Genomic DNA, 12,142 nt, shown 5'->3' on the forward strand with positions numbered 1-12,142 from the left:
ACATTGATCCGCACCTGGGATTTTTTGCTTAGGTGATTAGCGTATCCAGCTGGGTAGATCGTTAAGCCCCATCGCCTGTTTCAGCATCAGTGGTTTGACGCCCGGCAAAGTATCGGCGAGCTTGAGGCCAACATCACGCAGCAGCTTCTTCGCCGGATGGGTGCCGGCAAACAGTTCGCGGAAACCTTGCATTCCTGCCAGCATCATCGCCGCGCTGTGCTTGCGGCTGCGCTCATAGCGACGCAAATAGAGATGCTGCCCAATGTCTTTGCCTTCCTGATGCAGGCGGCGAATTTCACCAATTAATTCAGCTGCATCCATAAATCCAAGATTCACGCCCTGCCCTGCCAGCGGATGGATGGTGTGGGCGGCATCGCCGACCAGCGCCAAACGGTGCGCGGCAAAGTTACGCGCATAACGCGCTGTTAGCGGGAAGGTTTTACGTTCGCTCTCGACCTGACACAAACCAAGACGCATATCAAACGCCACCGACAGCTGCTGATTAAATAGCGCTTCCGGCATCGATTGCACGCGCGCCGCTTCCTGCGGCGAGAGCGACCAGACGATCGAGCATAAATGCGGATCCTGCATCGGTAGAAACGCCAGAATACCGTCGCCATGGAACACCTGACGCGCAATGGCATCATGCGGCATATCGGTGCGGATGTTTGCCACCAGCGCGTGATGTTCGTAATCCCAGAAGGTCAGCGGAATATCCGCTTTGTCGCGCAGCCACGAATTCGCGCCGTCGGCAGCAACCAGCAAACGGGCGCTCATCATGCTGCCATCTTGCAGGGTAATAAAAGCTTCGTTATCGCCAAACGCCACTTGCTGCAACTGCGCCGGGGCAAACAGCGTGATATCGCTGCTCTGACTGGCGCGCTGCCACAACGCGCTGTGAATCACTTCATTTTCAATGATATGACCGAGGTGCGATAAACCCTGCTGCTCATCATCAAAGCTGATCGAACCGAAGCTATCCTGATCCCACACTTCCATGCCGTGATAGGCGCTGGCACGCAGCGCCAGAATGCTCGACCAGACATCGAGCTTTTGCAGCAGGCGCTCGCTGGCAGCGTTGATGGCGGAGACGCGAATCGACGCCTTGGCCGCCGGATCAAACTGTGGCTCGGGTGCTTTTTCCAGCACGGCAACGCGTAAGCCGCTGCCTTGTAGTCCGCAGGCGACGGCCAAACCCACCATGCCGCCTCCGGCAATTGCCACATCAAAAGTTTGCATTGCTGCCCCTTAATTCGTGCTTAACGCTTAACCCAGCCGAGCGTGCGCGCGGCAAGTGGATTTCGTAGCCAAGGCAGATGGTCCATCGCCACCAGCCCAAGATTTCGTCCTGCTACCAACGGCGCATAGCGGTTAGCAAACAGTCGGACTAAACCGTCAGTGACGCCAACCGTGGCGGCACGATCCGGCTGACGTCGCGCGGCAAAATGCTGTAATACCGCGAAACTACCGGGATCTTGCTGCTGACGATGTGCGCCCGCCAGCGTTTCCGCCAGCGACATCACATCGCGCAGACCGAGATTGAAGCCTTGTCCGGCAATCGGATGCAGCGTTTGTGCCGCGTTGCCCACCAGCGCCAGACGATGCGTCACCTGACGTTCGGCGGTTTGCAGCGCCAGCGGATAATGCTCGCGTTGACCGGTATGCGTTAAACGCCCCAACCGCCAGCCAAATGCGCGCTGCAGTTCTTGCAGGAAAGTGGCATCGTCCCACTGCTTAATGGTTGCTTGCGCCTCAAGCGGATGGCACCACACCAGTGACATGCGATTGTCGGACATCGGCAACAACGCCAGCGGGCCGTGCTCGGTAAAGCGCTCAAAAGCGCGGCCCTGATGCGGCAATTGCGTCGACACATTGGCAATCACCGCCAGTTGCTGATAATCATCGCGCTGCCAGGTGATGCCGCAGGACGCGCCTAAAGGTGAACGCGCACCGTCGGCGGCCACCAGTAATGCGCCTTCCAGTTGTTCGCCGCTGTTCAACATAACCTGCACGTTATCCGCCGTACGCGATACCGAGGTAACGTGATCCGGGCAGCGCAGCGTGACGCCTGGCGCTTTCTGCAGGCGTTGAAACAGTCGCTGGCCGACATCAAACAGTTCGACCACCTGGCCGAGCGCGGGAACCTGATGATCTTGTGCTTTAAGCGAAACAAAGCCGGTATGACCGCGATCGGAAACGTGAATATCGGTAATTGGCGTGGCGCAATCGGCCAGCGAGCGCCACAGATCGATATCCGCCAACTGCTGGCAAGTACCTGCCGCCAAAGCAATCGCGCGTCCGTCAAAGCCAGGATGTGCGCGGCTGTCGGGCTGGCTGCGCTCAATTAGGGTAACCGGCAGCTGGCCTTGCGTCAGATGTGAAATCGCCAGCGCCAGAGTCGCACCGGTCATGCCGCCGCCGGCAATCAAAATGCTCATGCGTGACGTGCCGCTGCCATCAAGGCTTCAATCGCGTCGGCGTCTTTCACTACGCTGTCGGTGAGATTTTCGTTGCCGTCAGCGGTGATGACGATGTCATCTTCGATGCGAATGCCAATACCGCGATATTGTGGCGGCACTTTGGCATCTGGCGCGATATACAAGCCTGGCTCAACGGTCAGCACCATGCCTGACTCAAGTAAGCGGTCGCGGCTTGGCGTGCCGTAATGGCCAACATCGTGCACATCCAGCCCCAGCCAGTGGCCCAAACCGTGCATGAAGAACGGACGATGCGCCTGCTCTTCAAACAGCGTATCGATGTTGCCATCCAGAATGCCGAGATCGACCAGCCCGGTGATCATGATGCGCACCACTTCGTCATTGACGTCATGGATGCTGATGCCCGGACGGAACATCGACAGCGCTTTGTAGAGCGAGGCCAGCACGATGTCGTAGATAGCACGCTGCGGCTCGCTAAAGGTGCCGTTGACCGGGAAAGTACGGGTGATATCGCCCGCGTAGCCGTGGAATTCACAGCCTGCGTCGATCAGCACTAAGTCGCCATCGCGCATCTCACATTCGTTTTCGGTGTAGTGCAGAATGCAGCCATTTTCGCCGGAACCGACAATGGTGTTGTACGAGGGGAAGCGCGCGCCGTGGCGATTGAATTCGTGATGAATTTCGCCTTCCAGCTGATATTCAAACATACCGGGACGACAGGCTTGCATCGCTCGGGTGTGCGCCAGCGCGCTGATTTTGCCGGCGCGGCGCAGAATCTCAATCTCTTCCGCACTTTTGAATAGACGCATTTCATGCACCCACGGACGCCAGTCGGTAAGCGTATCCGGCGCGCTGAGGTTCTGACGGAAGCCGCGACGCAGTTTTTCCAGCGCGCTGAACACCAGCCGATCGGCTTCTGCGTATTCGCCCTGCGCGTGGTAAACCACATCCAGACCGTTAAGCAGTTGATGCAGCTGCTCGCCAATGTCATCCCACGGCAAAGCGCGATCGACACCCAGCTTCGCCGGTGCGGCATCCTGACCAAGGCGGCGACCAAACCAGATTTCGGCTGTCAGGTCACGCACGCGATTGAACAGCACGCTGTGATTGTGCTTATCATCACTTTTGATTAATACCAGCAGCGCCTGCGGTTCGTTAAAACCGGTGAAGTACCAGAAGTCACTGTTTTGCCGAAAGTTGTATTCGGTGTCGTTGCTGCGCGTCACTTCAGGTGCTGCAAAAATCAATGCAGCGCTGCCTGGCGCCATGCGGGCAATCAGCGCCTGACGACGTTGTTGAAACGTATCCAAGGTAATCATGTTTGCACTCCCTGTTGAAGACGGGCCACAACGCGCCCGCATTGACGCGCTTAGTGTAACGTAGGTTTCTGTACTTCTGGTGCGGTTGGCTGATGCTGGCGCGTGAAGGTGTCGTGGCACAGCAGAGCGGCAACGCGCACGTACTCAATCACCTCTTCAAGCGACTGCTCCAGCTCTTCCTGATCTTCATCTTCGTCATAGCCAAGCTGTGCGATAGTGCGCAGATCGTCAATCGCTTCACCGGTTTCACCGGTCACTTTCTCCAGCTTAGGCTGAGTGACGCCCAAACCGAGCAGGAAGTGGTTTACCCAACCGGCCAGTGCATCCGCGCGATCGAATACCGTGATGTCATCATCTTCCGGCAACATCAGCTGGAACATAAAGCCTTCGTCTTCCAGCGTGGTCGCCAGGCTTTCATGCAGCGCTTGCAACGGCTGAGACAGGCTCTGCGAAAACGCCATGCCTTCGTTGGTGAGATCGTGAACCATGGTTTTCCAACTGGTATCCTGATTGCCGCCGCACAGAATCCCGGAAAGGAGACCATGCATTTCGGCTGGCGTCATGCCCACGCCCTGCTGTGAAAGGGCCGCGGCCAGCGTGTTGTAACTCGGCGTTGCGTTCTGTAAAGACATAAGCTTTGGTCGTCGTTGGCGGAATAAGTTCGTGTTATGCTACCACCAGGTGCCTCTGGGTTTCCAGAAAAGGGGTTGTAACTTATAACTCGGGTATATATAGTTTCGCACCTCCCAACCCATTGACCGGTAAGGGAGATGCGATCGAAGTAATCAGTTAGGATGGTGGCATGTCTGCACAACCAGTAGATATTCAAATTTTTGGTCGTTCGTTAAGAGTGAATTGCCCGCCTGAACAGCAAGATGCGCTGAATCTGGCCGCAGAGGATCTCAATCAACGGTTGCAAGATTTAAAAGTTCGCACTAGAGTCACCAATACAGAGCAACTGGTGTTCATCGCCGCGTTAAACATCTGCCACGAGTTGGCACAAGAGAAAGGTAAGACGCGCGACTATGCAGCAAACATGGAACAACGTATCCGCATGCTGCAGCAGACCATTGAACAAGCGTTAGTAGAGCAAGGTCGCATAACTGACCGCCAGGGCCCTAATTTTGAATAACACTTCATGGTCCTCATGCTAGAGTGACGGTGAAGTAAATTTTCTCTGAGATGTTTGCAAGCGGGCCAGTCCCCTGAGCCGATATTTCATACCAACAGAATGTGACGCTCCACAATTTGTGCGCATGCTCGGTCCGTCCGAGAAGCCTAATAGTTGTGACGGCATGTTCACCTTGAACCAAGGGTTCAAGGGTTACAGCCTGCGGCGGCATCTCGGAGATCTCCATTTAGTTCCAATCTGCATCCCCCGGTTCGCATGATATAGTGCTGGAAACAGCCCAATCTGCCGGGGATATCATGTCAGCGCCCTCACTTCTCGACCGTCAAGAAATCCGTCAGCACGTGCGCCATTTGCGCCGCAATCTCACATCTGAACAGCAAGAACAGGCCGCCGATCAATTGGCTGAACACGCCATCAACATTGCGCCGATCGCTAATGCCCAACGCATTGCGCTGTTTTTGTCTGTCGATGGAGAGATCAACACCCGCCCGTTGATCGCCAAACTGTGGCAGCAGAAAAAGCAGGTCTATTTACCGGTGCTCCATCCCTTCTCGCCTGGCAATCTGTTGTTTATCCGTTACACGCCAGAAACTTCACTCACGCCAAATAAGCTACGCATTCCGGAACCGCCGTTAGACATCACGCAGTTGGCAACGCTGGATCAACTCGATGTGATGCTGGTGCCGCTGGTGGCGTTTGATCATTCGGGTCAACGTTTGGGAATGGGCGGCGGATTTTACGATCGCACGCTGCAACACTGGCAGCAGCATGGTTTTCTTCCGGTGGGAATCGCACATGATTGTCAACGCGTAGAAGCGCTGCCGGTCGCCGCATGGGATGTGCCGCTACCCGCAATACTGACGCCATCGAAACTGTGGCAATGGGAAGCGTAAACAGGAAAAACAAAGGGCGCCAATGGCGCCCTGTTTAATCAGTACAGCAGACGGGCGCGGATGGTGCCCGGAATCGCCTTCATCGCCTGCAGCGCTTTATCCGCTACATCTTTTTCCGCATCGATATCAATAACCACATAACCCATCACCGGCGTAGTTTGCAGATACTGAGCCGCGATGTTGATGCCCTGTTCGGCAAAGATCAGGTTGATGGCCGTCAACACGCCTGGACGGTTTTCGTGGATGTGCAACAAACGGCTCGCGCTCGCCGCATGCATTGGCAGCGAGACTTCCGGGAAGTTAACCGCAGACAGTGTTGAACCGTTGTCCGAATACTTCGCCAGCTTGCCAGCCACTTCAATTCCGATGTTTTCCTGCGCTTCCTGCGTTGAACCGCCAATGTGCGGCGTCAGGATCACGTTATCAAACTCGCACAACGGTGAGTTGAACGGGTCGCTGTTGGTTGCAGGTTCAACCGGGAACACGTCGATGGCGGCACCGGACAGATGTTTGTTTGCCAGGGCATCACACAGTGCCGGAATATCAATTACGGTACCGCGCGCGGCGTTGATTAGCAGCGCGCCTGGCTTCATCAGCGCCAGCTCTTCGGCACCAATCATGTTCTGGGTCGATTGGGTTTCAGGAACGTGCAGACTCACCACGTCGCTCATGTTGAGCAAATCGGAGAGATGACGCACCTGCGTCGCGTTCCCCAGTGGCAGCTTGCTTTCGATATCGTAGAAGAACACGTGCATACCGAGGCTTTCTGCCAGCACACCCAGCTGCATGCCGATGTGGCCGTAACCGATGATGCCCAGTTTCTTGCCGCGTGCTTCAAACGAACCGTTGGCGACTTTATTCCAGATGCCACGGTGCGCTTTGGCGTTGGCTTCAGGAATGCCACGCAGCATCAGCAGCATTTCGCCAATCACCAGCTCAGCCACTGAACGGGTGTTGGAGAACGGTGCGTTGAACACCGGCACGCCGCGTTTTGCCGCAGCACCAAGATCAACCTGGTTAGTACCGATACAGAAGCAGCCGACTGCCACCAGCTTTTCTGCGGCAGCGAAGATCTCTTCGGTCAGTTGGGTACGGGAACGGATACCAATGAAGTGCGCATCGCGGATGGAGGATTTCAGCGACTCCGCATCCAGCGCCCCTTTGTGAAACTCGATGTTGGTGTAGCCTGCTGCACGCAGGTTTTCCAGCGCACTCTGGTGAACGCCTTCCACCAGCAGGAACTTAATCTTGTCTTTTTCCAGTGATACCTTTGCCATTTCCCGACCCTATTCAGAATTCAATGAGGACTACCATAAGGTAGCCTTCTGTCAAAATATCAAAAATTTCGTGCGCAGCAATACAAACGATTGCCTTGGAGCCAGCACGCGCCCACGCGGAGGCAGCACAATGCCGTACAAAATCGTGACATCCTGAGTGGACGAAGTACGAACTCACTGCTGATGAATCTTTTGTGACATAAGTCACCAAATTTCAGCCTGGCGAGAAAAGATGTTTTGCGGATGGAAATAACCGGCGCATTACGCGCGCCGGACAGATCATTTTACGATGGTTTTCACGCCGTCAGCGGTGCCAATCAGCGCGACATCGGCGCCACGTCCCGCAAACAGGCCAACGGTCACCACGCCAGGCAGCGCGTTGATGGTTTTTTCCAGCTCGATGGGATCGAGAATACGCAGATTATGCACGTCGAGAATAATGTTGCCGTTGTCAGTAATGACGTTCTGACGATACTCCGGCAAGCCGCCGAGTTTAACCAGTTCACGCGCCACATATGAACGCGCCATCGGAATCACTTCAACCGGCAGCGGGAAATTACCCAGCACATCGACTTCTTTCGATGCATCGGCAATACAGATGAATTTCTTCGCCACCGCCGCAACGATTTTCTCACGCGTCAGCGCTGCACCACCGCCTTTGATCATCTGCATCTGCGGATTGATTTCATCGGCGCCATCGACGTAAACCGACAGTTCATCAATTTCGTTGAGATCAAACACGTGAATGCCTAACGCTTTCAGTTTCTCCGTCGAGGCTTCCGAGCTGGAAACTGCGCCTTCAATCTGATTCTTCATGGTGCCGAGTGCATCAATGAAATGCGCTGCCGTTGATCCGGTACCTACGCCGACAATGGTGCCGGGCTCTACGTACTGCAGGGCTGCCCAACCTACCGCTTTTTTCAGTTCATCCTGGGTCATGGTATGTTTAAAACCTGTGCGACATCGAAGTGCGCGTAGTATAAAACAAGGCGCTGTAAAAAAGCGCGACTGTTAGACAGCCGATTTAACGCTTTGGAAGCCAGCCCGCAAAAATGCGCCGCAGCACAATTTGACAGTTTTATGGCATAGTAACGTCCACCCTGAACGAGAGAGAACAACAATGAAACGCCCGGATTATCGAACGCTTCAGGCGCTGGATGCTGTGATTCGCGAGCGCGGCTTTGAGCGTGCGGCACAAAAACTCTGCATTACCCAATCTGCGGTTTCACAGCGAATTAAACAGCTGGAAAATTTATTTGGTCAGCCGCTGCTGGTGCGCACCGTGCCGCCGCGTCCGACCGAGCAGGGACAAAAGTTACTGGCGTTGTTGCATCAGGTTGAGCTGCTGGAAGAAGAGTGGCTGGGTGATGATAACGGTGGAACCACGCCGCTGTTGCTGTCGCTGGCGGTCAACGCCGACAGTCTGGCAACCTGGCTGCTGCCCGCGCTGAAAGATGTGCTGGCTGATTCGCCGGTGCGCCTGAATTTGCAGGTAGAAGATGAAACCCGCACGCAGGAACGTCTGCGTCGTGGTGAAGTGGTCGGCGCGGTGAGTATTCAGCCGCAGCCGCTGCCAAGCTGCTTAGTGGATCAATTGGGCGCGCTCGATTATCTGTTCTGCGCCTCACCTGATTTTGCTGCACGTTACTTCCCAAATGGCGTGACGCGCTCTGCGCTACTGAAAGCGCCGGCGGTGGCGTTTGATCATCTGGATGATATGCACCAGGCGTTTTTACAGCAGAACTTTGACCTGTCGCCGGGCAGCGTGCCCTGCCACATCGTTAACTCGTCAGAAGCCTTTGTGCAGCTGGCGCGTCAGGGTTCGGTGTGCTGTATGATTCCGCATCTGCAGATTGAGCGCGAGCTGGCGCAAGGTGAGCTGGTGGATTTGACGCCAGGCCTATATCAGCGTCGTATGCTGTATTGGCACCGGTTTGCGCCGGAAAGTCGTTTGATGCGCAGCGTGACCGATGCGCTGATTGCGCACGGACATCGCGTGCTGCGACAGGATGTGTTGCCCGTTTAAGCAATGCGTTGCATATGATTGCAGGTGCGCATGTATGCGCACCTAACGAAAATCCCACCAAATAACCGTAGGGTCGCCATTAATGGCGACCTGGTAAACAGACTTACGGCGTATTCGGTTTGATTTCGAACACCACATCCACCTGATCGTCAAAGTGAATGCTCTGCTGCTCGTAAGTTTGCTGCGCGGTGGTATCAGCAGGTGCAGCGGCGGCTTTATACATACGCGCCATCGGCATCGGCTGGTAGTTCGCAACGTGATAGCGAATGCTGTAAACCGAACCTAACTTAGCGTTAAACCCTTCTGCCAGCGCATTAGCCTGCTGCGTAGCATTGGCGATCGCCACTTTACGCGCCTTCTCTTTATAGCTGTCCGGATTTGCGACACCCAGTTCAACCGAACGAATTTCATTCAGGCCAGATTTTAACGCGCCATCCAGCAGCTCGTTCAGCTTGTCCAGCTGACGCAACGTTACCTGTACCTGACGCTCGGCACGATAGCCTTTCAGTACCGACTTACCTTCTTTGGTGTAATCGTACTCTGGCTGCGTGCTGAGGTTTGCCGCATCAATATCTTTTTTCTCGATGCCGTTCTTTTGCAGGAAATCGAAATATTGCGCCACGCGGTCATCAGCTTGCTTTTTCGCTTCCGCCGCGTCTTTCGACGAAACACTCACCACAATAGCGAGCCTGGCGATATCAGGCGTGGCATCAACGCTTGCCTGTCCAGACGTCACCACATGCGGTCCATTCGGCAATTCGCCTGCCTGAACTAAACCGGACAGTGCGCCGGTGCTCATTACGGCGGCCAGCGCCAGTGCTTTCAGTTTCACGAAAGTCCTCCTTGAGGGATTCAATTTGCAGGTCGCCACTATGGCTAAACCCAAAACACATTACCATGCGTGATGCTCTGAGTTTTGATTCAGCAAAAAGTTCGGGCACTCTGCTGTTTTAACCTCGCCGCGATCGCAAATTTAGCGGTACAGATTCGCCAAAAAAACACTTAAACGTTTCTATTAAAGAAACATCTCTGGGTTCGGGAGAGTTGCCAATGACAGAACAGCCGCTTAGCCAAACTGCCGTCAGCGTTCGCGCTGGACGCACGCGCTTTCTGATGCTCGGTCTGGTGTTTATTAATATCATTATCAATTACATGGATCGTACTAACCTGTCGGTTGCCGCCACGGCAATGGCGGGCGAACTGCGCTTCACGCCGATGGAGATGGGATTGATCTTCTCTGCTTTCGGCTGGATCTACGCTGCGCTGCAGATCCCCGGCGGCTTTCTCATCGATCGCCTTGGCGCGCGCATGGTCTATGGCGTCGGTTTGTTTGCCTGGTCATTGATTACCGCGCTACATGCGCTTGCCAATAGCTTTGGCGCGCTGTTCGGTCTGCGGCTTGGCGTGGGCGCGTTTGAAGCGCCGGTGATGCCCTCCAACAATCGGGTAATTTCCAGCTGGTTCCCGGAGCAAGAGCGCGCCAGTGCGATCGGTATTTACTCCTCAGCGCAGTTTGTCGGCCTCGCCTGCATGACGCCGCTGCTGTTTCATCTGCAGGATGCGTTTGGCTGGCGCGGGCTGTTTTTGATTACCGGATTCGCGGGGATGATTTGGGCGCTGGTGTGGTATTGGCTCTACCGCGAGCCGAATCAACATCAAGGCGTGTCGGAAGCTGAACTCAACTATTTACGCGACAACGGTGCGCTGCTGGAAAGTAGGCAGAATACGCAGCAGTCCAAAGCGCGCTGGGGCGATTTGGTGCAGATGTTCCGCAGTCGCAAATTGGTCGGCATCTATATTGGCCAGTTCACCATTTCTGCCACTTTCTGGTTCTTCCTCACCTGGTTCCCGACTTATCTGGTGGAGTATCGCCACATGGGCTTCATCAAAAGCGGTTATGTGGCTTCGGTGCCCTACTTCGCCGCCTTCTGCGGCGTGCTGCTGGCCGGATTTGCCTCGGATCGCATGATACGTCGCGGTGTTTCTGCCAGCGTGGCGCGCAAGTTGCCGGTGATCCTCGGTCTGTTCCTGACGCTGTTTATCCTTGGCGCCAACTACACCGATGATTCCACGCTGATCATCCTGTTTATGTCGCTGGCATTCTTTGGCAACGGCCTGGCGACCATTACGTGGGTTTTTGTCACGGCGCTGGCACCGCGCCATTTGATTGGTCTGGCGGGCGGCGTATTTAACTTTACCGGCGCGCTCTCCTCCATCGTGGTGCCGATTGCTATTGGTGCGTTAATCGATGGCGATAACTTCGCGCCAGCACTGGCATTTATCGCCGTGCTGGCGGCGATTGGCATCTGCAGTTACCTGTTTATTGTCGGGAAAATCGATCATGTTAGCGCGGAGTAATGACGGTTTGCGCCAGCGATTGCAGCTGTTGCAGCCGCTGCGCGAGATGCGCCTCATCGTCCTGCCAGATTTTGGCGAACGCCAGCGCCGCACGGTTGTTATCAATCGGCTGCGCCATGCTGATTTCACCGTCATCACGATGCCAAATCAGGTAACCATCAGCACGCTTACGCGCCAGCAGCGGCGCGATTTGCTGCCACTGTTCGTCGCTGAAACGCGGACGCAGCGCCTCATCACTCTCCGCCGCCAGCAACGACACGCCAATCACCGATTGCCATGCGGGCAGCATGCGGAAACCGGCCAGCGCCTGGCTGGCGTTGATGCGTTCACCGGGTTCCGAGTGCCAGATGTAGATCACCTGATCCTCCCACAGCACGCCCAGCGCCACCACGATATCGCGCGGCGCATGCAGTTCCAGCTGCGGCAACGCCTGCGCAAACAGCGAAGATCCGCGAATCGCCTGTGCCGCCAGCGCGTGAATACCGGGGCCGGGCAAATAGCGTCGATGCTCATCCTGCGTAGTCAGTCCAATCGATGCCATGGTCATCAGCAGTCGATTCACACGCGTGCTGTTCATCCCCATCTGGCGCGCCAGTTCACGGCAACCCACGGCTTTATCACTGGAAACCAGATATTGCAGGCAGCGAATACCGTCAATCAGGCTTTGGTTGGGTTGAGAAGACATAGATCACCTGCGGC

12 protein-coding genes and 1 other RNA gene are annotated in these 12,142 nt (G+C 55.5%); 5 read left to right on the top strand and 8 right to left on the bottom strand.

Translation table 11 applies throughout. The annotated features are described in order from the left end of the window. Positions 1-36: 36 nt before the first annotated feature. From ubiI to VIJ98_RS16195, 4 genes are read right to left on the bottom strand one after another with little or no spacing between them, the layout of a single operon-like run. The gene (ubiI, locus tag VIJ98_RS16180; RefSeq protein WP_256697300.1) at positions 37-1,239 is read right to left on the bottom strand and encodes an FAD-dependent 2-octaprenylphenol hydroxylase; all 1,203 of its coding nucleotides are present in this window, start codon (positions 1,237-1,239) and stop codon (positions 37-39) included. 20 nt (positions 1,240-1,259) lie between these two features. Then, complete coding sequence (ubiH, locus tag VIJ98_RS16185) at positions 1,260-2,438, bottom strand: 2-octaprenyl-6-methoxyphenyl hydroxylase (protein ID WP_008108253.1); 1,179 nt, start codon at positions 2,436-2,438, stop codon at positions 1,260-1,262. Then, positions 2,435-3,757, bottom strand: a complete 1,323-nt coding sequence (gene pepP, locus VIJ98_RS16190) for a Xaa-Pro aminopeptidase (protein ID WP_323275002.1) — start codon at positions 3,755-3,757, stop codon at positions 2,435-2,437. Before pepP ends, ubiH begins: the two co-directional genes overlap by 4 nt. Positions 3,758-3,807: 50 nt before the next feature. After that, complete coding sequence (locus tag VIJ98_RS16195; RefSeq protein ID WP_061719857.1) at positions 3,808-4,389, bottom strand: YecA family protein; 582 nt, start codon at positions 4,387-4,389, stop codon at positions 3,808-3,810. A 170-nt stretch (positions 4,390-4,559) separates the two neighbouring features. On the opposite strand from VIJ98_RS16195, the gene zapA reads away from it, so the two are divergent. The 3 genes from zapA (at position 4,560) to VIJ98_RS16210 (ending at position 5,782) form a co-directional block, all read left to right on the top strand. Next, positions 4,560-4,889 (top strand): cell division protein ZapA, encoded by a 330-nt coding sequence (gene zapA, locus VIJ98_RS16200; RefSeq protein WP_007890288.1) that lies wholly within the window; start codon positions 4,560-4,562, stop codon positions 4,887-4,889. Between the two features lie 39 nt (positions 4,890-4,928). Continuing rightward, a non-coding RNA gene (gene ssrS, locus VIJ98_RS16205) (6S RNA) lies at positions 4,929-5,112 on the top strand. 73 nt (positions 5,113-5,185) lie between these two features. Beyond that, positions 5,186-5,782 (top strand): 5-formyltetrahydrofolate cyclo-ligase, encoded by a 597-nt coding sequence (locus VIJ98_RS16210; RefSeq protein WP_323275004.1) that lies wholly within the window; start codon positions 5,186-5,188, stop codon positions 5,780-5,782. A 38-nt stretch (positions 5,783-5,820) separates the two neighbouring features. Here the strand turns inward: VIJ98_RS16210 and serA are convergent, their stop codons facing one another. Both serA and rpiA read right to left on the bottom strand, forming a co-directional pair. After that, positions 5,821-7,059, bottom strand: coding sequence for a phosphoglycerate dehydrogenase (gene serA / locus VIJ98_RS16215; RefSeq protein WP_008108257.1), 1,239 nt, complete (start codon positions 7,057-7,059; stop codon positions 5,821-5,823). A gap of 279 nt (positions 7,060-7,338) precedes the next feature. Next, positions 7,339-7,998 (bottom strand): ribose-5-phosphate isomerase RpiA, encoded by a 660-nt coding sequence (gene rpiA / locus VIJ98_RS16220; protein ID WP_008108258.1) that lies wholly within the window; start codon positions 7,996-7,998, stop codon positions 7,339-7,341. Positions 7,999-8,179: 181 nt separating this feature from the next. Between rpiA and VIJ98_RS16225 the strand changes: the two genes are divergently transcribed. After that, positions 8,180-9,085 (top strand): LysR family transcriptional regulator ArgP, encoded by a 906-nt coding sequence (locus VIJ98_RS16225; protein WP_008108259.1) that lies wholly within the window; start codon positions 8,180-8,182, stop codon positions 9,083-9,085. Between the two features lie 103 nt (positions 9,086-9,188). On the opposite strand, the gene VIJ98_RS16230 is transcribed toward VIJ98_RS16225, so the two are convergent. Beyond that, complete coding sequence (locus tag VIJ98_RS16230) at positions 9,189-9,917, bottom strand: oxidative stress defense protein (RefSeq protein WP_008108260.1); 729 nt, start codon at positions 9,915-9,917, stop codon at positions 9,189-9,191. 218 nt (positions 9,918-10,135) lie between these two features. Here VIJ98_RS16230 and VIJ98_RS16235 point away from each other — a divergent pair, with 218 nt between their 5' ends. Continuing rightward, a complete protein-coding gene (locus tag VIJ98_RS16235) occupies positions 10,136-11,443 on the top strand; it encodes an MFS transporter (protein ID WP_323275006.1) in 1,308 nt (435 codons plus the stop codon). Here the strand turns inward: VIJ98_RS16235 and VIJ98_RS16240 are convergent. Continuing rightward, the gene (locus tag VIJ98_RS16240; protein WP_323275008.1) at positions 11,430-12,128 is read right to left on the bottom strand and encodes an IclR family transcriptional regulator; all 699 of its coding nucleotides are present in this window, start codon (positions 12,126-12,128) and stop codon (positions 11,430-11,432) included. The genes VIJ98_RS16235 and VIJ98_RS16240 overlap by 14 nt on opposite strands. Between the last annotated feature and the right edge of the window lie 14 nt (positions 12,129-12,142).

It is taken from the genome of Pantoea sp. S18, from assembly GCF_045689705.1.
Taxonomy (GTDB): domain Bacteria; phylum Pseudomonadota; class Gammaproteobacteria; order Enterobacterales; family Enterobacteriaceae; genus Pantoea; species Pantoea symbiotica.

Coding starts and splice junctions, on each gene's coding strand:
- ubiI (WP_256697300.1), bottom strand. CDS start 1,239: ATGCAAACTTTTGATGTGGCAATTGCCGGAGGCGGCATGGTGGGTTTG.
- serA (WP_008108257.1), bottom strand. CDS start 7,059: ATGGCAAAGGTATCACTGGAAAAAGACAAGATTAAGTTCCTGCTGGTG.
- VIJ98_RS16210 (WP_323275004.1), top strand. CDS start 5,186: ATGTCAGCGCCCTCACTTCTCGACCGTCAAGAAATCCGTCAGCACGTG.
- zapA (WP_007890288.1), top strand. CDS start 4,560: ATGTCTGCACAACCAGTAGATATTCAAATTTTTGGTCGTTCGTTAAGA.
- VIJ98_RS16235 (WP_323275006.1), top strand. CDS start 10,136: ATGACAGAACAGCCGCTTAGCCAAACTGCCGTCAGCGTTCGCGCTGGA.
- ubiH (WP_008108253.1), bottom strand. CDS start 2,438: ATGAGCATTTTGATTGCCGGCGGCGGCATGACCGGTGCGACTCTGGCG.
- VIJ98_RS16240 (WP_323275008.1), bottom strand. CDS start 12,128: ATGTCTTCTCAACCCAACCAAAGCCTGATTGACGGTATTCGCTGCCTG.
- VIJ98_RS16225 (WP_008108259.1), top strand. CDS start 8,180: ATGAAACGCCCGGATTATCGAACGCTTCAGGCGCTGGATGCTGTGATT.
- rpiA (WP_008108258.1), bottom strand. CDS start 7,998: ATGACCCAGGATGAACTGAAAAAAGCGGTAGGTTGGGCAGCCCTGCAG.
- VIJ98_RS16195 (WP_061719857.1), bottom strand. CDS start 4,389: ATGTCTTTACAGAACGCAACGCCGAGTTACAACACGCTGGCCGCGGCC.
- pepP (WP_323275002.1), bottom strand. CDS start 3,757: ATGATTACCTTGGATACGTTTCAACAACGTCGTCAGGCGCTGATTGCC.